The organism is Bradyrhizobium sp. HKCCYLS3013, from assembly GCF_051167615.1.
Taxonomy (GTDB): Bacteria; Pseudomonadota; Alphaproteobacteria; order Rhizobiales; family Xanthobacteraceae; genus Bradyrhizobium.
Genome location: NZ_JBNPTK010000001.1, coordinates 226,277 through 248,927, shown reverse-complemented (window position 1 = coordinate 248,927; position 22,651 = coordinate 226,277). Strand labels below are relative to the sequence as shown.

19 protein-coding genes are annotated in these 22,651 nt (G+C 67.1%); 9 read left to right on the top strand and 10 right to left on the bottom strand.

The features are described from left to right. Positions 1-273: 273 nt before the first annotated feature. From ACQR1F_RS01135 to ACQR1F_RS01105, 7 genes are all read left to right on the top strand, one after another. Positions 274-1,176, top strand: a complete 903-nt coding sequence (locus tag ACQR1F_RS01135; protein ID WP_316181762.1) for a LysR substrate-binding domain-containing protein — start codon at positions 274-276, stop codon at positions 1,174-1,176. Between the two features lie 134 nt (positions 1,177-1,310). Then, entirely contained in the window at positions 1,311-2,252 is a 942-nt protein-coding gene (gene kdgD / locus ACQR1F_RS01130; protein ID WP_434912404.1) for a 5-dehydro-4-deoxyglucarate dehydratase, read from the top strand. A 153-nt stretch (positions 2,253-2,405) separates the two neighbouring features. Continuing rightward, positions 2,406-3,761 (top strand): glucarate dehydratase, encoded by a 1,356-nt coding sequence (gene gudD, locus ACQR1F_RS01125; protein ID WP_434912403.1) that lies wholly within the window; start codon positions 2,406-2,408, stop codon positions 3,759-3,761. Positions 3,762-3,814: 53 nt separating this feature from the next. Beyond that, complete coding sequence (locus ACQR1F_RS01120; protein WP_316217801.1) at positions 3,815-5,263, top strand: aldehyde dehydrogenase family protein; 1,449 nt, start codon at positions 3,815-3,817, stop codon at positions 5,261-5,263. Positions 5,264-5,557: 294 nt separating this feature from the next. Next, positions 5,558-7,096 (top strand): galactarate dehydratase, encoded by a 1,539-nt coding sequence (garD, locus tag ACQR1F_RS01115; protein WP_434912402.1) that lies wholly within the window; start codon positions 5,558-5,560, stop codon positions 7,094-7,096. 183 nt (positions 7,097-7,279) lie between these two features. Further along, complete coding sequence (locus ACQR1F_RS01110) at positions 7,280-8,074, top strand: class II aldolase/adducin family protein (protein ID WP_434839371.1); 795 nt, start codon at positions 7,280-7,282, stop codon at positions 8,072-8,074. A gap of 323 nt (positions 8,075-8,397) precedes the next feature. Next, positions 8,398-8,976 (top strand): hypothetical protein, encoded by a 579-nt coding sequence (locus ACQR1F_RS01105; protein WP_434839372.1) that lies wholly within the window; start codon positions 8,398-8,400, stop codon positions 8,974-8,976. A gap of 737 nt (positions 8,977-9,713) precedes the next feature. Here ACQR1F_RS01105 and ACQR1F_RS01100 read toward each other — a convergent pair. Beyond that, on the bottom strand, positions 9,714-11,162 hold the full coding sequence (locus ACQR1F_RS01100) for a PLP-dependent aminotransferase family protein (protein ID WP_434912401.1): 1,449 nt from the start codon (positions 11,160-11,162) through the stop codon (positions 9,714-9,716). Between the two features lie 64 nt (positions 11,163-11,226). Here ACQR1F_RS01100 and ACQR1F_RS01095 point away from each other — a divergent pair, with 64 nt between their 5' ends. Beyond that, positions 11,227-11,952 (top strand): pyridoxamine 5'-phosphate oxidase family protein, encoded by a 726-nt coding sequence (locus ACQR1F_RS01095; protein ID WP_434912400.1) that lies wholly within the window; start codon positions 11,227-11,229, stop codon positions 11,950-11,952. A gap of 330 nt (positions 11,953-12,282) precedes the next feature. Here the strand turns inward: ACQR1F_RS01095 and ACQR1F_RS01090 are convergent, their stop codons facing one another. Genes ACQR1F_RS01090 through ACQR1F_RS01060 form a run of 7 tightly spaced genes read right to left on the bottom strand, consistent with a single transcriptional unit; the run spans position 12,283 to position 18,873 of the window. Further along, the gene (locus tag ACQR1F_RS01090) at positions 12,283-13,329 is read right to left on the bottom strand and encodes an ABC transporter substrate-binding protein (protein WP_434912399.1); all 1,047 of its coding nucleotides are present in this window, start codon (positions 13,327-13,329) and stop codon (positions 12,283-12,285) included. Further along, positions 13,326-14,498, bottom strand: coding sequence for an NAD(P)/FAD-dependent oxidoreductase (locus ACQR1F_RS01085; protein WP_434912398.1), 1,173 nt, complete (start codon positions 14,496-14,498; stop codon positions 13,326-13,328). Before ACQR1F_RS01085 ends, ACQR1F_RS01090 begins: the two co-directional genes overlap by 4 nt. Next, positions 14,482-15,876: an FAD-dependent oxidoreductase gene (locus ACQR1F_RS01080; protein ID WP_434912397.1), complete on the bottom strand. Its 1,395-nt coding sequence runs from the start codon at positions 15,874-15,876 to the stop codon at positions 14,482-14,484. The genes ACQR1F_RS01085 and ACQR1F_RS01080 overlap by 17 nt, the downstream gene beginning before the upstream one ends. Beyond that, complete coding sequence (locus ACQR1F_RS01075; protein WP_434912396.1) at positions 15,869-16,162, bottom strand: (2Fe-2S)-binding protein; 294 nt, start codon at positions 16,160-16,162, stop codon at positions 15,869-15,871. The genes ACQR1F_RS01080 and ACQR1F_RS01075 overlap by 8 nt, the downstream gene beginning before the upstream one ends. A gap of 4 nt (positions 16,163-16,166) precedes the next feature. Further along, the gene (locus tag ACQR1F_RS01070) at positions 16,167-16,961 is read right to left on the bottom strand and encodes an ABC transporter permease (RefSeq protein ID WP_434912395.1); all 795 of its coding nucleotides are present in this window, start codon (positions 16,959-16,961) and stop codon (positions 16,167-16,169) included. Between the two features lie 5 nt (positions 16,962-16,966). Beyond that, entirely contained in the window at positions 16,967-17,821 is an 855-nt protein-coding gene (locus ACQR1F_RS01065) for an ABC transporter permease (protein ID WP_434889487.1), read from the bottom strand. Next, positions 17,818-18,873 carry an ABC transporter ATP-binding protein gene (locus tag ACQR1F_RS01060; RefSeq protein WP_434912394.1) on the bottom strand — a complete coding sequence of 352 codons (1,056 nt, stop codon included), beginning with the start codon at positions 18,871-18,873 and terminating at the stop codon, positions 17,818-17,820. The genes ACQR1F_RS01065 and ACQR1F_RS01060 overlap by 4 nt, the downstream gene beginning before the upstream one ends. A 179-nt stretch (positions 18,874-19,052) precedes the next feature. Between ACQR1F_RS01060 and ACQR1F_RS01055 the strand changes: the two genes are divergently transcribed. Further along, on the top strand, positions 19,053-19,874 hold the full coding sequence (locus ACQR1F_RS01055) for an IclR family transcriptional regulator (protein ID WP_434899640.1): 822 nt from the start codon (positions 19,053-19,055) through the stop codon (positions 19,872-19,874). A 93-nt stretch (positions 19,875-19,967) separates the two neighbouring features. Here ACQR1F_RS01055 and ACQR1F_RS01050 read toward each other — a convergent pair whose 3' ends face one another. Both ACQR1F_RS01050 and ACQR1F_RS01045 read right to left on the bottom strand, forming a co-directional pair. Then, on the bottom strand, positions 19,968-20,978 hold the full coding sequence (locus tag ACQR1F_RS01050) for a CobW family GTP-binding protein (protein WP_434912393.1): 1,011 nt from the start codon (positions 20,976-20,978) through the stop codon (positions 19,968-19,970). After that, positions 20,975-22,582 (bottom strand): amidohydrolase family protein, encoded by a 1,608-nt coding sequence (locus ACQR1F_RS01045; RefSeq protein WP_434912392.1) that lies wholly within the window; start codon positions 22,580-22,582, stop codon positions 20,975-20,977. The genes ACQR1F_RS01050 and ACQR1F_RS01045 overlap by 4 nt, the downstream gene beginning before the upstream one ends. Between the last annotated feature and the right edge of the window lie 69 nt (positions 22,583-22,651).

Sequence of the window (22,651 nt, the reverse complement as noted above, 5' to 3'; positions counted from 1 at the left end):
GCGCTCGCCACGGACACGCCGCGCCCCCAAGGTGCGGCTCAATGGCGGGTGCAAGGGTTAGGGTGATCTCGTTCCAGACGTCTGGGACAGCGGGGCTCCCTGACGCTTTCCGCGATGGAGCGAGGTCCTGATGCGGTCGGCCACCGCGGTCAGGCCGATCTCGGTATCAGTGAGGCGGTCGCCGCGGCCGCCGATCCCGCCGACATTCCCACTGCCCCAAATCGATGCTACCAAGCCCAGATCGCCTGCCCGATCCATGCCGAGGATGCATCGATGTTCGACCTCAACCAGCTGCGCTGCTTCGTCACCGTGGCCGAGGAGCTGCATTTCGGCCGCGCCGCGATCCGGCTCAACATGACGCAGCCGCCGCTGTCGCGGCAGATCCAGGTGCTGGAGCACATCATCGATGCGGTGCTGCTCGAGCGCACCAGCCGCTCGGTGAAGCTGACGCCGGCGGGCCGCAGCTTCCTGCCGGAGGCACGGCGCATCCTGAAGATGGCCGAGAGCGCCGCCCAGGTGGCGCAGCGCATTGCCAGCGGCAAGAGCGGCTCGCTCAAGATCGGCTTCACCGCGGCCGCGGCCTACAGCTTCCTGCCCGATCTGGTCGCCGCCTGCCGCAGCGAGCTTCCAGAAGCCGATCTGTCGCTGAAGGAGATGGTCTCCGGCGACCAGATCGAGGCGCTCGCCTCCGGCCAGATCGACGCCGGCCTGCTGCGGCCGCCGATCGCGCGCCCCGAATTCGCCACCCGCCGCGTCGTCGCCGAGCCGCTCTGCGCCGCGCTGCCGCGCCGCCATCGTCTCGCCTCCGCCGAGAGCGTGTCGATCCGTGATTTCGACGGCCAGAACTTCATCATGTATTCGCAGACCGAGGCGCGCTATTTCCACGATCTCCTGGTGTCGCAGTTCATGCGCGCCGAGGTGCTGCCGCGCTACGTGCAGCATCTGAGCCAGATCCATTCCATCCTGGCGATGGTGCGCGCCGGCCTCGGGCTTGCGATCGTGCCCGAAGCGGCCTCCAGCCTGAAGATCGCCGATGTCCGGCTGCGGCCGCTGAAGCTGCGCAATCCGACGCCGGCCGAGCTGTTCCTGGTCTGGCGGCGCGATCACGACAATCCGCTGCTGCCGGCACTGGTCGATCTGGCCGGCAATCTCGCCGTCAAGCCGGTCGAGGATTGATACCCGATCCACATCAATCAATACCGTCATTGGCTTGGACCGGCATCGAACTTGGTCCTACGACATCGCCCGGGGGAATGCGCGCCGGCGCCTGCCGCGCCCGTTCCCAAGGACATTCGTGAAGGACCCGCGCGATGAGCAAGATGACCCCGACGGAAATGGCTGCGAAGATCGGCAGCGGCCTGCTCTCCTTCCCCGTGACGCCGTTCAAGGCCGACTATTCGTTCGACGAGGCCACCTATCGCGCCAACATGGACTGGCTGTGCGGCTACGACGTCGCCGGCCTGTTCGCCGCCGGCGGCACCGGCGAGTTCTTCTCGCTGACGGCGGCCGAGGTGCCCGAAGTCGTGCGGGTCGCGGTCGAGGAGACCAAGGGCCGCGTGCCCGTGCTCGCCGGCACCGGCTATGGCACCGCGATCGCCCGCGAGATCGCCATCGGTGCCGAGAAGGCCGGCGCCGACGGCCTCCTGCTGCTGCCGCCCTATCTGATGCATGCCGAGCAGGACGGCCTCGCCGCCCATGTCGAGGCGATCTGCAAGTCGGTCAAGATCGGCGTCATCGTCTACAACCGCGACAACGCCATCCTGCAGCCGGATACGCTGGCGCGGCTGTGCGAGCGCTGCCCGAACCTGGTCGGCTATAAGGACGGCATCGGCGACATCGAGCTGATGACCCGGGTGTACAGCAAGATGGGCGACCGCCTGACCTATATCGGCGGCCTGCCGACGGCCGAGACCTTCGCCCTGCCCTATCTCGACATGGGCGTGACCACCTACTCCTCGGCGGTGTTCAACTTCGTGCCGGAATTCGCCACGAACTTCTATGCCGCAGTGCGCAAGCGCGACCACGCCACGATCCATGCCGGATTGAAGGATTTCATTTTGCCGCTGATCGCGATACGCAACCGCAAGAAGGGCTACGCGGTCTCGATCATCAAGGCCGGCATGAAGATCATCGGTCGCGATTCCGGCCCGGTCCGCCTGCCGCTGACCGACCTGACCGAAGCCGAGATGGCTGAGCTGACCGCGCTGGTGAAGGCGCTGCCGACAGCGGCGGTGAGCCAGGCGGCGGAGTGATTTCGCAGTCATTCCGAGGCAAGGCCGCAAGGCCTTGAACCCGGAATCTCGAAGTTGATTGAATAGAAGAGACGCAAGCCAATCTCTGGATTCCGGGTTCAGCCCTGACGGGCTGCCCCGGAATGACGGTGGTAAGAAGACGAGGAGGAGCACATGAGTCACGACGCCACCCGCACGGACATCTCCGGGGCGCCGGTCGTCACCGGCATGGAGGTCATTCCGGTCGCCGGCCGTGACAGCATGCTGCTCAACCTCTCGGGCGCGCATGGGCCGTTCTTCACCCGCAACATCGTCATCCTCACCGACAATTCCGGCCGCACCGGCGTCGGCGAGGTGCCCGGCGGCGAGAAGATCCGGCGGACGCTGGAGGATGCGAAGAGCCTGATCGTGGGCCAGAGCATCGGCGCCTGCAACACGATCCTCGCCGCGATGCGCACCGCCTTCGCTGACCGCGACGCCGGCGGCCGCGGCAAGCAGACGTTCGATCTGCGCGTGATGATCCACGCGGTCACGGCAGTCGAATCCGCACTGCTCGACCTGCTCGGCCAGCATCTCGGCCTCCCGGTCGCGGCGCTGCTCGGCGAGGGCCAGCAGCGCGCTTCCGTCGAGGCGCTCGGCTATCTCTTCTTCATCGGCGACCGCCGCAAGACCGACCTGCCCTACGCCACCGGCGAGGGCGAGAAGGATGGCTGGTATACGCTGCGACATCAGGAGGCGATGACACCCGAAGCTGTCGTGCGCCTCGCCGAGGCCACCCACGACGCCTACGGCTTCGCCGACTTCAAGCTGAAGGGCGGTGTGCTCGCGGGCGAAGCCGAGATCGAGGCGGTGACCGCGATCTCGAAACGCTTCCCGCAGGCGCGCGTGACGCTCGATCCCAACGGTGCATGGTCGCTGGATGAGGCGATCCGGCTGTGCAAACACATGCACGGCATCCTGGCCTATGCCGAGGATCCCTGCGGCGCCGAGGCCGGCTTCTCCGGCCGCGAGATCATGGCCGAATTCCGCCGCGCCACCGGCCTGCCGACCGCCACCAACATGATCGCCACGGACTGGCGGCAGCTCAGTCATGCGCTGCGCCTCGGCGCGGTCGACATTCCCCTGGCCGATCCCCACTTCTGGACCATGCAGGGCTCGGTGCGCGTCGCCCAGACCTGCCGCGACAATGGCCTGACCTGGGGTTCACACTCCAACAACCATTTCGACATTTCGCTGGCGATGTTCACCCATGTCGCCGCCGCAGCTCCAGGCAAGGTCACGGCGATCGACACCCACTGGATCTGGCAGGACGGCCAGGCGCTGACCAGGCAGCCGCTGCAGATCAAGGCCGGCAAGATCGCGGTGCCGGAGCAACCCGGGCTCGGCATCGAGGTTGACCGCGACGCCATCGAAAAGGCTCATGCGCTGTACAAGAGCCACGGGCTCGGCGCACGCGACGACGCCGTCGCAATGCAGTATCTGATCCCCGGCTGGACCTTCGACGACAAGCGCCCCTGTCTCGTGCGATGACGGCGGCGATCGGTTAGATTGTCCGAGCAATCGCGCAAAGTCTGGAGAACAACATGAACGCGATCCTCAAGAATTTCATCGCCGGCGAATGGGTCGACGGCAGCGGGGTGACCCGCAACATCAACCCCTCGAACACCAACGACGTCGTCGGCGAATACGCCAAGGCCGACAAGGCGCAGACCGAAAAGGCGGTCGCCGCCGCCAAGGCCGCCTTCCCCGCCTGGTCGCGCTCGACGCCGCAGGAACGCTACGACGCGCTGAACAAGATCTCGGCGGAGATCCTGTCGCGCAAGGAAGAGCTCGGCCGCCTGCTCGCCCGCGAGGAAGGCAAGACCCTGCCGGAGGGCATCGGCGAGGTCGCCCGCGCCGGCCAGATCTTTGCGTTCTTTGCCGGCGAGGCGCTGCGCCTGACCGGCGAGAAGGGCGCCTCGGTCCGTCCGGGTCTCGACGTCGAGATCACCCGCGAGGCCGTCGGCGTCGTCGGCATGATCACGCCCTGGAATTTCCCGATCGCGATCCCCGCCTGGAAGATCGCGCCCGCGCTCTGCTACGGCAACACGGTGGTGTTCAAGCCGGCCGAGCTCGTGCCCGGCTCGGCGCATGCGCTGTCCGAGATCATCGCCCGCTCGGGCCTTCCCGCCGGCGTCTTCAACCTCGTCGTCGGCTCCGGCTCGGTGGTCGGCCAGACCCTGCTCGAACACCCCGACGTCGCCGCTATCTCCTTCACCGGTTCGGTCGGGACGGGCCGCAAGATCGCGCAGGCCTGTGTGCTCTCCAACCCAATGAAGAAGTTCCAGCTCGAGATGGGCGGCAAGAACCCGCTGGTCGTGCTGGATGACGCCGACGTCAAGGTCGCGGTCGAAGCCGCCGCCAACGGCGCCTATTTCTCCACCGGCCAGCGCTGCACGGCCTCCTCGCGCCTGATCGTCACCGAGGGCATTCACGACAAGTTCGTTGAAGCGCTGACGGAACGTCTGAAGGGCCTCGTCGTCGACGACGCCGTCAAGCAGGGCACCCATATCGGCCCGGTGGTCGACGGCAACCAGCTCGAGCAGGACCAGCGCTATCTCAAGATCGGCCAGGACGAAGGCGCCAAGCTGACCTGGGGCGGCGAGCTTCTGAACCGCGAGACCCCCGGCTTCTATATGCAGCCGGCGCTGTTCACCGAAGCGACCAACACCATGCGCATCGCCCGCGAGGAGATCTTCGGACCGGTCGCCTGCGTCATCCGCGCCAAGAACTACGACGAGGCGCTGGCGATCGCCAACGACACCGAGTTCGGCCTCGCGGCGGGCGTCTGCACCACCAGCCTGAAATACGCCTCGCACTTCAAGCGCAACAGCGAGGCCGGCATGGTGATGGTCAACCTGCCGACCGCCGGCGTCGACTACCACGTCCCGTTCGGCGGCCGGAAGGGCTCGAGCTACGGCGCCCGCGAGCAGGGCTCCTACGCCCGCGAGTTCTACACCACGGTGAAGACGGCCTACACCTTCCCGGTGTGAGCCCTCATCATTGCGAGCGAATGAGATCGCGGCAGAGGCGGTCTGCTCCCTCTCCCCGTTCTTACGGGGAGAGGGCTGGGGTGAGGGGCAGCCGCACGGACAGTCTCCGCGGCGAGCGCCCCTCACCCGGATTGCTTCTCCGATGCAATCCGACCTCTCCCTGCGGGAGAGGTGACGAGAGAGCTGTAGGGTAGGCAAAGGCGCGACAGCGCCGTGCCCACCGACAGTCGACCAAGACGAAAGACGGTGGGCACGCTTCGCTTTGCCCACCTTACGGAGCACAACGGAGCCAGCATGAACCAGCAGGTCGTGAACCAGGAGCCCCGCATCATCAAGCTCAACGCGCGCGACAATGTCGCGATCGTGGTGAACGATTTCGGCCTGCCTGCCGGCACCAGATTTCCCGACGGCCTGACGCTGAGGAGCTTCGTCCCGCAGGGCCACAAGACCGCACTGATCGACATCGCCGAGGGTGGGCCGATCGTCCGCTACGGCGAGATCATCGGCACTGCGAAGTCGCCGATCGGAGCCGGCGAATGGGTCGACGAGGCCCGCATCGACATGCCGGAGGCTCCTGCCCTCGACAAGCTGGAGATTTCGACCGCCGTCCCGGCGCCGCTGCCGCCGCTCGACGGCTACACCTTCGAAGGCTATCGCAACGCCGACGGCTCGGTCGGCACCCGCAACGTGCTCGGCATCTCCACCTCGGTCCAATGCGTCAAGGGTACGCTCGAATTCGCGATCAAGCGCATCAAGAGCGAGCTGCTGCCGAAGTACCCAAATGTCGATGACGTCGTCGCGCTCACCCACGCCTATGGCTGCGGCGTCGCGATCACGGCGCCAGATGCCGTGGTGCCGATCCGAACCCTGCAGAACCTCGCACTGAACCCGAATTTTGGCGGCGAGATCCTGGTCGTCGGCCTCGGCTGCGAGAAGCTCGCGCCGGAGCGGCTGCTGCCGGAAGGCACGGAAGACTCGATCGTCCGCATGCAGGACGAGGCGTTCGACGGCTTCGGCGCCATTGTCGATGCCATCATGACCCAGGCCGACCGTCGCCTCGCCGAGCTCAACAAGCGCACGCGCGAGACCTGTCCGGCGTCCGATCTGGTCATCGGCCTGCAATGCGGCGGCAGCGACGCGTTCTCCGGCGTGACCGCCAATCCCGCCGTCGGCTTTGCAGCGGACCTGCTGGTGCGCGCCGGCGCCACCGTGATGTTCTCCGAAGTCACGGAAGTCCGCGACGCCATCCAGCTGCTCACCCGACGCGCGATCAACGAGGAGGTCGGCCGCGCGCTCATCCGCGAGATGGATTGGTACGACTCCTATCTCGCCCGCGGTGGCGCCGATCGCAGCGCCAACACCACGCCCGGCAACAAGAAGGGCGGCCTCGCCAACATCGTCGAGAAGTCGCTGGGCTCGATCGTGAAGTCGGGCTCCGGTCCGATCCATGGCGTGCTGGCGCCGGGCGAGAAGGCCAAGCAGAAGGGCATGCTGTTCGCCGCGACGCCGGCCTCCGACTTCATCTGCGGCACCCTGCAACTTGCCTCCGGCATGACCTTGCAGGTCTTCACCACCGGCCGCGGCACGCCCTATGGCCTCGCCGCCGCCCCCGTCATCAAGGTCGCGACCCGCAGCGAGCTGGCGCGGCGCTGGAAGGATCTGATCGACTTCGACGCCGGCCGCATCGCCACCGGCGAGATGACCATCGAGGAGACCGGCTGGGAGCTGTTCAAGCTGATCCTCGACGTGGCGAGCGGCCGCACCAAGCCATGGTCGGATCGCTGGGGCATCCACAACGACCTGACCTTGTTCAATCCTGCGCCGGTGACCTGAGGGAGACCGCGCTCAACCTGCAATGGCCATGGTTTCGCTCGGACCCATCCCCGTCATTGCGAGCGAAGCGAAACAATCCAGCGTCCCAAAACGGACAGAACTGGATTGCTTCGCTTCGCTCGCGTTGACGCGTATGCTGAGGCGGTAAACCTAGATAACAAGGGCCAAGGGGGAAACAACAAGATGCTCAACATCAGTCGTTTTGCCGCAATCGCCGTAGCAGCCCTCCTCCTCTCCGCCGCTCCATCCCGCGCCCAGGACTCCATCCCCGGCGTCCCGCGCGAGCTGCTCGAGGACATCGCGACCGGCAGCCGCATCCTCGCCGACCTCGGCGTGGTCGACGCCTTCGGCCATGTCAGCGCCCGCAGCCCCGCCAATCCGCACCACTTCCTGATGGCACGCTCGATCGCGCCGGCGCAGGTGACGGCCAACGACATCATGGAGTTCGACGAGAATGGCGAGCCGGTCGATGCGAAGAACCGTGCGGTGTTCCTCGAACGCTTCATCCATGCCGAGATCTACAAGGCCCGTCCGGACGTCAACGCCGTCGTGCACACCCATTCGCCGGGCGTCGTGCCGTTCAGCGTCAGCCATACACCCTTGAAGCCGCTGTATCACAACGCCGCCTTCCTCGGCGACGGCGCGCCGGTGTGGGACATCGGCAAGGAGTTCGGCGCCACCGACATGCTGGTGCGCAATAATGCGATCGGCAAATCGCTCGCATCCGCGCTCGGCGACAAGTCCGTGGTGCTGATGCGCGGCCATGGTGACGTCACCGTCGGTCCTGCGGTCAAGGCCGCCGTGTTCCGCGCCTATTACACCGACGTGAATGCGAAGCTGCAGGCGCAGGCACTCGGGCTCGGCTCCGAGGTGACGTATCTCAGCGCCGAGGAGGCTGCCAAGGCCGATGGCGTCAACATGGTGATCATGGATCGTGCCTGGGCGCTTTGGAAGCAGAAGGTGCAGTCGGCGAAGTAGTCCTGGAGGTTGAAGATCATTTCACCGCAGCGGTGCCCCGGAATCCTGTGACGCGTTGGGCCACGACGTGACAATGTCATCGGTTTCTCCCTGTCGTTGTCGTGTTGGGCCGTTGTTCCGGCCGTATCGATCCCATGGGGCTTGCGTCCCGGAACTTTCCATTGCTTTTGCGGTATCGAACGACCACCGGCGCGGTTCAGCATCGGGCTCTGCACGGGTGCGATCGGAGGTGCACAGCGCTGCTTCCGACCTCTTTTTGCCGCAAAGCTGACACATCGCTTGACCTCTCGCGCCGTCCCGATTCCTCCAGGCTCTCCCCGCGGATGCCCCTGCATTTTCCTCGCCTCGCCGTCCTTGCGGTCGCGCTCTCCCTGGGGACGCCATGTCTGGCTCAGCAGCCGATGCCGGTGACGGGCGCGCCGGAGGACCGGCCCGACATCGATCTCTACGCGCTGATGTCCGGCACCTGCCGCACCGCGAAGGTCGATGGCCGTGAATATTCGTGCAAGACGGTGGCGTTCTTTCACAGCGAGAAGGGACGCGCTCATTTCACCGTCGCGCTCGACGATCCCGCCGACGAGAACCACATCATCGCGTTCTCCGGCGTCAATGGCCGCAGATCGATTCAGAACGTCTACGAGTTGCCGATCGACCGCATGCTGCTGAACTCCAAGCATCGCCCGAAGGTCGATGGAATTCCGGTGCCGGCCACGAAGAGCTCGGCCGGCGTGTGCCGTCAGGTCGGCAATTTCGCGATGCTCAAGGTCACCAGCGTGACCTGCTCCGCCAAGGACGACAGCGGTCGCGCCTATGAGCTGCAGTTCGTCTCCGACGGCACGCCCATCACCTTGCGCCGGGTGCGCCAGACGATGACGAACGCCGAGCACAATCCGTATGAGTAAGCGCATCGCGATTGCGGCGACCGAGCGCATCCGCGCCACGTGAGGCGCATCTGCTCCAATCCGCATCTCGAACAGCCATGAACATGAGGGCGCGTTAACATGAGGGCGCGTTCTCGCGGCAGATGATGCCCGAGGCTTACGATCCATCTCGCCCCTTCGAAGTGCAAAGGGCGCAGGGAATGCCGGGTGAAGGCCCCACCCATGGCCCGCCTGCGAAAAAAATGCAGGCGGCAGGTACCACAGGCAAAGCCGTACACTCCGGCATTCCCTGCGCGACGGTCTTCACGCTTATACGCAGTCTCCCTGGTGCGCCGGGCTTGTTGGCCACCATGGCGCAATGCGCTTGCGCGCATTGCGCTGGACACCAGCGTCGGGGTGTCAGGACCCTGCGACTTCACGTCCGCAGCCTCGCCGTTCGTCCACGCATCCAAAGACACGTTGCGGCTTGATCGCGGCCATCGCATTCCCGCCTCGCGTGTCGTGACGATCGCGCGCAACGCCCCTCTGCGGTGAGGCGGGATGCGCAACCAAAGCATGATTTTCGAAAAAACGAAAGCGGAAAATGCGAGCGCGCGACCAGGCATCGAGAGGCCGTTGAACGGATTGAACAAAATTACGACGGCTTGTTGCGCGCAACCGCTGGCGGCGGCCTCTGCACAGGCGCGCAGACGTTCAGAGCGGGGCTGATTTGCCCGACGTGCCGGCTCGGCCACACCCGTAACATCGACAAGCGACGCTCAGCGCGGGCGCGCAGCGGCGCCCACGATCTCCTGTGCGGCGCGCCCGAGCCGCCTGGCGGCATCGGCAAGATCCTTGGCCGCAAAGCCCGAATAGCCCAGGATGAAACCGTCAGGTCCGCGCTGCACGATCCGCGCATCCGACAACAGCCGGCATTCGATGCCGGCGCGGTCGCGGATCAATTTCGCCGTGCCCTTCGGTGTTGCGGGCGGCAAGGTCGCCAGCAGATGCAACCCTTGCGACGGCGCGGCCAGTTGCAGGCTGCCCTTGCCGTGCCTGGCGAGCGCTTCGGCGACGACATCGCGCGCCTGGCGGTAGCGCGGGCGCATCCGCCGCATGTGGGCCGCGAGCACACCGTCGGCCATCAGGTCGGCCAGCGCGTCCTGCATGAAGGCCGGTGGAAACCGGTCCTGTGCCGCACGCGCGGCGACCACCCGCGCGACCAGACCCGGCGGCACCACGAGGTAACCGAGCCGCAGTCCCGCGAACAGCGTCTTGCCGAAGGTGCCGAGATAGATTACGCGCTCGCCGCCGATGCCGGCCAGCGCCGTCAGCGGCGGACCGGCAAAGCGGTACTCGCTGTCGTAGTCGTCCTCGAAGATGTAGGCGTCCGCCCTGCGCGCCCAGTCGAGCAGCGCGATGCGCCGCGCCATGCTCATCGCAACACCGGTCGGAAACTGATGCGATGGCGTCACGTAGGCAGCCTTGGCCGCCATGTACGCCGCCTCCCCCGAGCTCACGATAATGCCTTCATCATCGACCGGCACCGGGACCAGCTTCGCGCCGGTCGTGCTCAACGTATAGCGAGAAGCGACGTAGCCGGGGTCCTCGAACCAGACGGGATCGCCCGGCGCCAGCAGCGCATCGATGCACAGCCGCAGGCCATGCTGGGTGCCGCTCACGATCAGGATGCAGCTTGGGTCGCAGCGGACGCCGCGATTGGCCGCAAGATAGTGCGCGACCTCGGTGCGCAGATGCAGGCTGCCGCGCGGATCGCCATAGCCGAGCTCATCGGGCGCGGCGTTGGCGATGCGGCGCCGGCTGGCCGCGGCGAGCCGCCGCAACAGGACGGGATCGACCAGCGTGCAGCCGAGCGCGAACGGCCGGCGCGGCGGAATGCGGATGTCCAGCTCGGCGGCCGGTGCGGCGACCTGCGGCGCGGGCAGCCGTGCCGCGACATAGGTGCCGGCGCCGTGGCGCGCCTCGACCAGGCCATCTGACAGCAGCGCCTCATAGGCCGCGACGATCGCGTTGCGGCGGACGCCGAGCTGCTCGGCGAGCCCGCGCGTCGACGGCAGACGCAGGCCGGGTGCGAGCAGCCCGTCGACGATGCCGGTCCGCAACGCGCCATGCACCTGCTGCGACTGGCTGCGGATGCTGCGGTCGAGCCGGATCGGCAGCGCCAGCACGTCGTCGCGGCGCCGCGAAGTGGTTGGTTGCTTTCGCATCAAAGTGGAACTCCCGGCAACCACTTTGCCATGGCATGACGGCGGCGGAAACAGGAGACTGACGATGTCCGAGCAACAGATGCCGAGCTATCCCGTCGACGACACCAACCGGGTCAAGCGGCGGCATCAGCGCGCCCACTACGATCATGCGACGGTCCATGCCGTGCTCGATTCCGCAACGCTGTGCCACGTATCCTATGTCATCGACGGCCAGCCCTATTGCACGCCGACGCTGTTCTGGCGCGAGGGAACGACGCTGTATTGGCATGGATCGAGCGCCAGCCGCATGCTGCGCAGCCTGTCCGAGGGACAGCCGACCTGTCTCACCGTCACCCATCTCGACGGCCTGGTGCTGGCGCGCAGCGCCTTCCATCACTCCGCCGACTACCGCTCGGTGATGGCGTTCGGCCATGCCCGGCTGATCGAGGATCCGGCCGAGAAGGAGCGCGCGCTGGTGATGATGGTCGATCGCCTGTTTCCCGGCCGCACCGCGAGCCTGCGCCCGACCACGGAGCAGGAACTCAAGGCCACGTCGGTCGTGACCATGGAGATCGAAAAGGCATCGGCGAAGATCCGCGCCGCGGGCATCATCGACGATGAGGAGGACTACGCGCTGCCGATCTATGCCGAGCGGATTCCGGTGCACACCCTGATCGGGGCGCCGGAGCCCGATGGCCGGCTGGTCGCGGGCGTCACTCGTCCCGCGACGCTGTCCGGCTTCAGCGCCGGACGGCGGCTCGACGAGGCGCTGACGGAGGCCTATGCAGCGAGCTATCCGGCGGGTAGTTAAGATAACGGAAGTGTAGGGTGCGCAAAGGCGCGTCCCAGCGCCGCGTTTGTTGCTGGCTAGCGATCGCGCCGTGCCCACCCTACGGCCCGATCAGATCAGTCAGGGCTACGCTGCCCAATGAAGTGCCCTCTCCCCTTGTGGGAGAGGGCATCGGCGGCCTATCCGCATACGCGTTTGGGTGAGGGGTTCTCTCAACGAACGATGCTCGTGGACAAATACCCCTCACCCAACCGTGATTGGAGCACCGTCCAAAATGCCCTCTCCCACAAGGGGAGAGGGCACATTCACGAGCACCGCGTGCCAAGCGTTACTACTACGCTTCAACGCGCCTTACCGCTCGATCATCCTGTTCCAGCGCGTGTTCCATTCGGGGCGCTTGGCGTTGATGACGTCCCAGTCGAGCGTGATCGCGCTCTTCATGTAGGTATGAAACGTCGCGAGCTTCTGCTCGGCTGCCGGGGTGGTCGCCTTCGCGGTCGTGTTGGACGGCACGATGTTGCCGGCCGCCAGCGCCTTGGATTGTGCCTCCGGTGACAACAAATAAGCCGCCAGCTTCTGTGCCAGCTCGGCTTCGGAGTTGTTGGCGATGACGCATTCGGCGACCATCAGCACGACCGAGCCCTCCTTCGGCTGCGCATACTCGACCGCGATGCCCTTCTCCTTCAAGGTTGATACCGCGGTCGGCGTGAGCGGGAAGATCGCGGCCTCACCGGTCTGCACCATCTCGGAGATCTTGGCCGAGTTCGGGATGTATTCGAGCACGTTCTTGCCGATCGTGTCGGGGAACGCCTTGAAGCCCGGCTCGACATTGGTCTCGCTGCCGCCGTTGATGCGGTTGAACATCAGGAAGGCGTGCAGGCCGAAGGTCGAGACCGAGGCCGACTGGAACACGACCTTGTCCTTGAATTTCGGATCCGCGAGATCGAGCCAGGAGGTCGGCGCCGCCCAGCCCTTCTGGTCAAATAGCTTCTTGTTGTAGGCAAGGCCGGTCATACCGATGTCGATGCCGGCGGCGACGTCGCCCTTGAGACGCGCGAACGGCTCGAGCTGCGCCAAGCCATCGCTCGGCGTCAGCTTCTCGCACAAGCCAAGGCCGGCAGCGCGGATCATGACGCCGTCGTCGAGAAACATCACGTGCATCTGCGGCTTGTCCTTGGCCGCGATCGCCTTGGCGAGAATCTCCGAGGAGGTGCCGGGCACGACGACGATCTTGACGTCGTTCGCCTTCTCGAAGTCCGGAAACACGGCTTGCGTATAGGTGCGCTCGAAATTGCCGCCGTTCATGCCGACATAGAGCGTCCTGGTTTCAGCATGCGCGGCTGATGTGGCGAGCATCAGCGCGAGGGCTGGGCCGAGCGCGGCGCGAGCATCGATCATGGCGAGGTCTCCTTCGATCCTGTCGTCATTGCTGCTTGAGATGCATCGCCCGGCTGCGATGCGGGTGGGAAACGTGTGATCGCGAAGGCGCCGATCGGCGTCGAGGTCTCGCCGTCGCGCACCAGCTCGGCCAGGACCTCGCCGACACCCGGCGCGATCTGGAAACCGGCGCCGGAGAAGCCGAAGGCGTGGATCAGGCCCGGCGTCGTCGCGCTCGGCCCGATCACCGGATTGCGGTCGGGCATCGTCGCCTCGGTGCCGCTCCAGAACCGGATCGCCTGCGCATGGCGCAGCGGACCGAACAGCCCGCTCGCCCGCTGCATGATGGCGAGCACGCCATCGCTGAGGGGACGCGAAAAATCGGGGTCGGCGAGCGGCGCAGCGCGCTCGCCGCCGACGACGACGTTGCCGCGGGCAACCTGCCGCGCGTAGATGCCGCCGCCCTCGATGCCGATGTTGACGCCGAGAAACGGATCGAGCGGCTCGGTCACGATCATCGAGGGATAGGTGCGCTCCAGCGGCACCGGCTCGCCGAATGTGGCGGCGAAGCTGTCGGCCCATGCGCCGGCGCTGTTGACGACGGTGCGCGCCTTGATGGCGACGTCGCCGGCTTCCAGCGCAAAGCCCTCGAACGTCCGGGTGGCGCCCGTGACCTCCGTGGTCTCCAGCACCTCGGCGCCGGCGCGACGCGCCGCTGCGGCGAAGGCGGCGGCGACGAGCCGCGGATTGGCGTGGCCGTCGCCGGGACAGAACGAGCCGCCGACGACGTCGCCGCTGATACCGAAGCGCTCGCGTAGCTGGTTATGACCGACCAGCTCGAGGCCGAGTCCGAACGCGGCGACATCGGCGGCGTAGCGTTCCAGGCTCGCCATGTCCTCAGCGCTCCGCGCGAGCTTGAGATGGCCGGAGCGCACGAACTCGCCGTCGATGCCGATCAGCGCCTCGAGCCGCGGCCAGATCGCGTGTGATCGCTGCGACAGCGGCAGTTGCTCGGACGGGCGTCCCTGCCGGCGCACGCCGCCGTAGTTCACACCGCTCGCCTGCGCGCCACAAAAACCCTTGTCGAGCAGCGTGACGGAGAGGCCCATGCCGCGCAAGGCGAGCGCGGCAGCGCTGCCGACCAGCCCGCCGCCGATGATCGCGACATCGCTGTCAATGCGCCGGGTCATGCTGCCTCTCGTCGGCGGACAGGCCGGCAGCCAGCGGGATCGGCTTGATCGGCGCCTGCGCGCGCAGCCGGCCGACAGCGCCGATGTCGCGGCGCGTCTGCGCAGCCAACAGCTCCGCGGCGGCCGCGCCGCACATGCGGCCCTGGCAGCGGCCCATGCCGATGCGCGTCACCGCCTTCAGGCGATTGATCTCGGCCAGCGAGAAATCGCTGATCGCGCGCCGCGCCTCGCCGGCATCGATCTCCTCGCAGCGGCACAGCAGCGTGTCATCGGCGATATCGCCCACCCAATGCGACGGATAGGGAAACGCGGCCTTCAGCCCGTCGCGCAGGCGATCGATCGTCGCAAGCCTGCGCTCGAGCGCGGCAACCCGCGCGGCATCATGCGGCAGGCCGCGATCCTCCAGCAAGGCCAGCGCAGCGCGCTCGCCGGCGGCCTCGGCGGCATCAGCGCCGGCTATGCGGGCGCCGTCGCCGGCAAGGTACACGCCCGCGACGCTGCTGCGGCCACTGGCGTCGCGCACCGGCAGATGCGCCCGGTCGCGCGCATCAAAGCGGAAGGCGCAGCCGGCGAGATCGGCCGCCTGGGTTTCCGAGCGCAGATTGAGGCCGTAGCCGACGCCGTCGCAGGCGATCGCGTGCTCCCGCCCGCCGGCGTGAAAGGCGATGCGGGCCACCCTGCCCTCGCCCTCGATCCGCACCCGGGACACGCCGAACCGCACGCGCGTGCCGCGCAGCGTCAATTCCACGGCCATGCGCACCCCACGCAGCACGATGCCGGGGGCCAGCGGCAGCGCGCGCAGCAGATTGAGCTTCGCCGACAACGGCGCCGCGTCGAGCACGGCGGCGACGTCGACACCGGCCTTCATGTACTGCCACGCCACCAGATAGAGCAGCGGGCCGGAGCCCGCGAACACCACGCGCCGGCCGATCGCGCAGCCCTGCGCCTTCAGCGCGATCTGCGCGCCGCCGAGCGTGAAGACGCCGGGCAAGGTCCAGCCCGGGATCGGCAGCACGCGATCGGTGGCGCCGGTCGCGAGGACGAGTCCATCATAACTGATGCGATGGCTGATGCCGGCGCGGAGAATGTCGGCCGCGCCGTCGCGCAGATTCCATAGCAGCGCATTCGGCCAATAGTCGACTGCAGGGCCGAGCGCCGCGAAATCGCGATGCAGCCGCACGGCCTTCGCAGCCACCGAGCCGTAGCGCTCCGGGGCATCACGGCCGTCGGGCGCCAGCGGCTGGCGATAGATCTGGCCGCCGCAGGCGTGGCCCTCATCGACCACGACCGGCCGCAGGCCGGCCGCGACCAATGTCATCGCGGCGCGGATGCCGGCCGGACCGGCGCCGAGGATCAGGGGCGATGCACGCTCAACCATGGCCGCGCCCTCGTCGTGTGATGATGTCCATGCCTTCGGTAAGCGGCGTCGTACAGGCGCGCAGCCGCTCACCGCTTGCGAGCTGCACCCAGCAATCCTGGCAGGCGCCCATCTGGCAGAAGCCGGCCCGTGGCGCGGCGGAGAACTCGCTGTGGCGCAGCCGTTCGACATGACAGAGCACCGCCGTCAGCACGGTGTCGCCGGCGCGGCCGTCGCAGGGCACGCCGTCGATCGTGAAGGAGATGACGGTGCTGTCGTTGCGGACGAGGCGGTGCAGCAGCGGCATGGTGTCAGCCTTGTCCGACGAGGACCTTGTCGAGGCCGAAGATGCGGTCGAGCAGCAGCATCGCCGCCGCCGTCACCGCGATCATCAGCGCCGACACCGCGGCCATCATCGGATCGATCGATTCGGTCGCGTACATGTACATGCGCACCGGCAGGGTGACGGTGGCGGGCGAGGTGATGAAGATCGACATCGTGAGCTCGTCGAAGGAGTTGATGAAGGCGAGCAGCCAGCCGCCGGTGATGCCGGGCAGGATCATCGGCACGGTGATCCTGCGGAACACGATCCAGCCGGAGGCGCCGAGCGTGACCGCCGCCTGCTCGGCGCTGCGGTCGAGCCCGGACAGCGCCGCCAGCACCAGCCGGAGCACATAGGGCGTGACCACGACGATGTGGCCGGCCGTCAGCCAGACCAGGCTGCCGGTGGCGCCGAGCAGCGCGAACAGCCGCAGCAGCGCGACGCCAAGCACGAGATGCGGGATCATCAAGGGCGACAGGAACAACGCGTTGAGCGCCGCCCGGCCGCGGAAATCGTAGCGATCGAGGGCGAGGCCGGCGGCGACCGCGAGCACGACCGCGATCGTCGCGGCTGTCGCCGCCACCCACAGGCTGTTGAGGAAGGAGGCGACGAAATCCGGATGCGCGAACACGGCCGCGAACCAGCGCAGCGAGACCTGCGTCGTCGGCAGGGTCAAGGTGTTGGCCGGCGTGAACGCGACGAGGCCAATCACGATCAGCGGCGCCAGCACGAAGCCGACGACGCAGGCGTGGAAGATCAGCACGATCGGACCATTGTGGCGCATGCCGCTCACCCCAATGTCCGCCGGGCGCGCGTCTCGACGACGCGCTGATAGGCCAGCATGATGACGAGGTTGATGACCAGCACCAGAATCGCGATGGCCGCGCCGAGCGGCCAGTTCAGCTCGTGCATGTATTCGTCATAGACCAGCGTGGCCGCCATCTTCAGCCGGCGGCCGCCGAGCAGCGCGGGGATCGCGAAGGCGGACGCAGAGAGGCCGAACACGACCAGGCTGCCGGACAGCAGCCCCATCGTCACCTGCGGCAGCACCACGCGGCGCAGCGCCGTGAAGCGCGAGGCACCGAGCGTCCAGGCCGCGGCCTCGACCATCGGATCGAGCTTCTGCAGCGAGGTCCAGACCGGGATGACCATGAACGGCAGCATCACATGCACCAGCGCGATGACGATCGCCGTCTCGGTATAGAGGATCCTGACGGTGCCGAGCCCGAGCGCGCGGAACGCCTCGTTCACCAGGCCGGTGGGGCCGAGCAGCATGCTCCAGCCGAAGGCGCGCACCACGACCGAGACCAGCAGCGGGCCGATGATCGCAAGCAGAAACACCGAGCGCCAGGGCTCGCGCATGCGCGCCAGGATGTAGGCCTCGGGCGCACCGATCAGCGCGCAGATCAAGGTCGTGAGTGCGGCGAGCCGCAGCGTGCGCCAGAAGATGGTGATGAAGTAGCTGTCGGAGAGGATGGCGAGGTAGTGCGCCAACGTGGTCTCGTCCTTGACGCCGGTCGCGGCGTCATAGACGTGGAACGACAGCGCCAGTGTGAGCGCCAGCGGCACGACCACCAATGCGGTGAACAGCAGCGCGCCCGGCGCCGTCAGCAGCCATGGTGTCGCATGGGCGCGCGTGCTCATGCCGGTGGCGCTCCGTCCGGCTTCGACGCGCGCGCACCGGCGCTGCTCCAGGCGAGGCCGACCTGATCGCCCTCGCGCGCCGGCTCCTCGCCCGCATTGGGCAGGGAGACGCCGATCACTCCGGCGAGCGTCTCCACGGTGAAGAACCAGGCGCTGCCAAGGAAGAAGCGCGCCCGGATGCGGCCATCGAGCACGCCGGCGCCAGGCGAGGTGAGACTGATCTTCTCCGGCCGGATCGCCAGCACGGCGGCTGCGCCGTCCGCGAGGCCTGCGGCCTCGCACGGCAGCACGCGCCCGCCGATCTCGACGCCGCCGTTGCGCCAGATGCCGGACAGCCGGTTCATCTTGCCTACGAACGAGGAGATGAAGGGTGTCGCGGGATGTTCGTACAATCGATAGGGCGCATCGACCTGCATGATGCGGCCCTGCTCCATCACCACGACGCGATCGCTCATCGACAGCGCCTCGCCTTGGTCATGGGTCACCATGATCGTGGTGGTGCCCACGCGCTGCTGGATGCCGCGCAGCTCGAACTGCATCTCCTCGCGCAGCTTGGCGTCGAGGTTCGACAAGGGCTCGTCGAGCAGCAGCACCGGCGGATCGATGACGAGCGCGCGCGCCACCGCGACGCGCTGACGCTGGCCGCCGGAGAGCTGGCGCGGATAGCGGTCGGCCAGCGATGCGAGCTGCACCAGCGCCAGCACCTGGCTCACGCGCACGTCGCGCTCGGCCCTGGCGACCTTGCGCATCTCCAATCCGAAAGAGACGTTCTGCGCCACCGTCATGTGCGGAAACAGCGCGTAGCTCTGGAACACGATGCCGAGGCCGCGGCGGTCGGGCTTCTCATTGGTGATGTCGCGACCGTCGAGCGTGATCCGGCCCGAGGTCGGCTCGACCAGGCCGGCGATCATCTGGAGCGTCGTGGTCTTGCCGCAGCCGGAGGGGCCGAGCAGCGAGATGAACTCGCCCTTGGCGACGCTGAGGCTGACATCGCTGACCGCAGCGATATCGCCGTAGCGCCTGGTGAGACCGTCCAGCGTCAGGAAACCCATGCGTCCTCGCGCGGGAAGCTCCCTTTGCCATCAGCAGGGATTGCCGCCCTGGGGCTCTTTCATGCCGGTGGGCCATGCAGACGGTCAATCATGAATTCCGATATCCTGAATTTATCTATCTGGAATTCTAATATATGAAATCTATACGACAGATTTGCCTCCAACATTCATCACTACAGATGACGACAGCCGACAGCGATTCGTCCTCCAGCCTTCGCCGGGCCCTGAAGCTGCTGCGCATCCTCGCCGAGGGCGACCCCGACGGGTTGCGGCTGAAGGACATCGCGGAGGCCGCGGGCTGCAGCCAGCCGACCGCGCATCGCATGCTGCAGGATCTCGCCGCCGAAGGTTTCGCCGAACAGGCGGCCGGCAAGCGCTATCGCCTGGCGCTCGACTTCTACGTGCTCGCCGCACGCGCGGGCCAGGCCAGCGGCCTACGCGAGGCGGCGCGGCCGGCGCTGCTGCGGCTGTCGGCAACCTTGAGCGACACGATCTTCCTGCTGGTGCGCAACGGCTTCGACGCGGTCTGCCTCGACCGCGTCGAAGGACCGTTTCCGATCCGCTCCTTCACCGGCGACATCGGCGGCAAGGTGCCGCTCGGGCTGGGCCAGGGCAGCCTCGCGATTCTCGCCAACCTGCCCGAGGACGAGCAGGAGGCGGTGATCCGCTTCAACATCCCGCGCCTGCTCGATCGCGGTTTCCTGGACGAGGCCTCGCTGCGCAGCGCGCTGGCACAGGCCCGCGCCCAAGGATGGGTCAACACCAGCACCGGTCTCATTCCCGGCATGGCCGGCGTCGGCGTGCCCGTGCTCGACGCGCAGGGCCGCGCCGTCGCGGCGCTCAGTGTCGGCACGCTGGCGGAACGGCTGAACGCCGACCGGCTGCCGCATGTCGTGAAGATCCTGCAAGGCGAGGCGAAGGCGCTGGCCGGCAAGCTCAACCCGTTCGATGTCGCCTTGCGCTATCCGTCGCGCAGTTTGAGCACGATCGGGGGAAGCTGAGCACGCGACGGTCGAGGCCTCATGGTTCGAGAAGCGCCGCGCGCGGCGCTCCTCACCATGAGAGTCAATATCTCGCCGCGCGTGTTCGAACCGTTATGTCACCCACTCGGCGCGAATGCCACGCGGCGCGTCCCTGATCTCGGGCTCGCGCCAAGAGAAGCTGAACATGCCTATTGGCTCGACCTGTTCGAGCTCAACTCGGACGATGTCGCGCGCGATCACGACGATGAACGGCGCCGGCGGTTTCTCGGCCGTCAATTGCCGCGGCGGCGAGAACACCGTCCCGACGCTTTCCACCAGCAGCGGCCGCTGCGCCTCGTGAACCTTCACGAGGCCCTTGATGCGCAGCAGCCGCTCGCCGAGCCGGCCCGCGACATTGTCGAGCCAGCCGGCGAGGTCGGCATAGGCAATCTCAGCCCGCGGGCGGACGAGGCAGAGCGCGAGGCGCGGATGCGCGGTGGACAGATCGGGCGCGACCTCGCGCAGCGGCAGCGATGTTGCCAGCGGCGCGAATGCCGCCGTGACGATGGCCACGCGCTTCGCGCTGGCAATCGCCTCGGCCACGGGATTGAGCTGCGCGATCGCCGCCTGCGCTCCGGCCAGCGCCTGCGGCGCGAGATCGGCCTTGGTCGCGACGATGCGATGCGCCGCCGCCCATTGCGCGGCGGCTTCCTCGAATGTCGCGACGGCCAGCCCGCGCGTGAGATCATAGGTCGCGACGACGGCGACGCGCATGCGGTGCTCGGCCAATGTCGCGAGCTGACGCAGCACGGGGCCGGGCATCGACAGGCCCGAGGTTTCCAGGATGATCCGCCGCAACGGCGGCAACCCGTCCGGCCGCGGCGCCATGATCAGGCGATCGAGGGTGAAGGCGAGATCGCTGCCGACCTGGCAGCAGACGCAGCCGTTCGACAGCATCGCCATCGGCACGTCATCGCCGCTCTCGCGCAGCAGCACGCCGTCGAGCCCGACCTCGCCCGCCTCGTTGACGATCACGGCCGTATCCGACGCCGTCTCCGCGGTGAGCACGTCGCGCAGCAGCGACGTCTTGCCGGAGCCGAGGAAGCCGGTCAGGACGAAGAAGTCGATGCTAGAGGCGCTCATGGCGCCGCGGCGTCCTTGGTGGCGTACTTCTCCGGCACGTCGCTTTCCCAGCTCGCCTTCACCAGATCGCGGACGTCGGCGAGCAACTCTTCGGTGTCGTAGATAATGCCGTCCTTGATCGTGAATTTGAGGCCGCGATGCCACTCGACCGCGTTGGTCGCATCGTTGAAGCGCATCGCACCGGTGCCGTAGAGCAGCTTGAAGTCGGTCAGCGGATTGTGGTCGTGCACCAGCATGTCGGCGCGCATGCCGATGTCGATGGTGCCGATCTCGTCCTCGAGGCCGCACAGCGCGGCGCCCTGCGAGGTCGCCGAGCGGATCACCTCCAGCGGATGGAAGCCCGCCTCCTGCAGCAGCTCCAGCTCGCGGACATAGCCGAAGCCGAAGATCTGGTAGATGAAGCCGGAATCCGAGCCGGTGCAGACGCGGCCGCCGCGGTTCTTGTACTCGTTGATGAACGCCATCCAGAGCCGGTAGTTCTCCTTCCACTCGATCTCGTTCTGGGTCGACCAGCGATACCAATAGGAGCCGTGGCCACCGCGCTGCGGGGTGAAGTAGTCCCACATCGACTTCCAGGTATAGTCCTTGTGCCAATACGCCTGGCGCGCCCGCATCAGGTCGCGGTTGGCGTCGTAGATCGTGAACGTCGGCACGAAGGTGAAGCCGATCTCCAGGAACTGCTCCAGCACCTCGTTCCACTTGGCCGAGCCGGGCTCGGCGCCCTGCCGGAACATCTGTCCGGACACCGAGAAGCGGAAATATTCGTCGGTGTAGTTGTAGTCGAGCGGGAAGTTCTGGATGACGCGATCCTCGAACAGCGCCTCCGGCAGGCCGTAATAATGCTCGGCGCTGGTGAGGCCCCATTTGGCCGTGGTCAGCGCGTTCATGCGCGACACCGCCATCTGGGCGTGGTGGCAGCCGGTGCGAAGGCCGATCTTTTTGCACTCGTCGAGCGCGGCTTCCATGATCGCAGGCGGCGCGCCGAAGAACTTGATGCCGTCGGCGCCGCGCTCCTTGACGGCACGCAGCCAGCTCCGCCCCTGCTCCGGCGTATAGATCGTCTTGACCATGTCGTTGACGGCCGGAAAGTACGCATAGGCCAGCAGCCGCGGCGAGGCGATGCCGTTGTTCTCCGCGCGCTGCTTCTGGTCGAGCATCCAGGACAGGCCGTTCATCGAGCCCATCTCGCGCACCGTGGTGACACCGTGCGCCAGCCAGAGCTTGTAGACGTAGTCGACCGGCGGCACCCAGCCGTTGGCGGAATGATAGGCGACGCCGGCATGGGCGTGGCAGTCGACGAAGCCCGGCGTCACCCATTTGCCGCGGCAGTCGATCTCGTGATCGGCCGGCTCGCCGGCGTTGCCGGCATAGCCGTAGCCCACGACCTTCTTGATGCTGACGATCCGGCCGTTCTCGACGATGATGTCGACCGGCCCGATCGGCGGCGCGCCGGTGCCGTCGATCACGGTGGCGCTGCGCAGCGCCAGCCGCTTGAACGGCCCGATGCCGCGATCGCGGCTCGTTGCCTTCGGCACGATCGGCGCGGCGCCCTTGTTCCTGATGAAGGCGAGCTCATCGCCGGGGAGCGTGGCTTGGTCGGTCATAGCAACAATTCCTTTGATCCAATTAGTAAACCAAGCGCACAGTGCGTTCCCTCTCCCCGTTCTTACGGG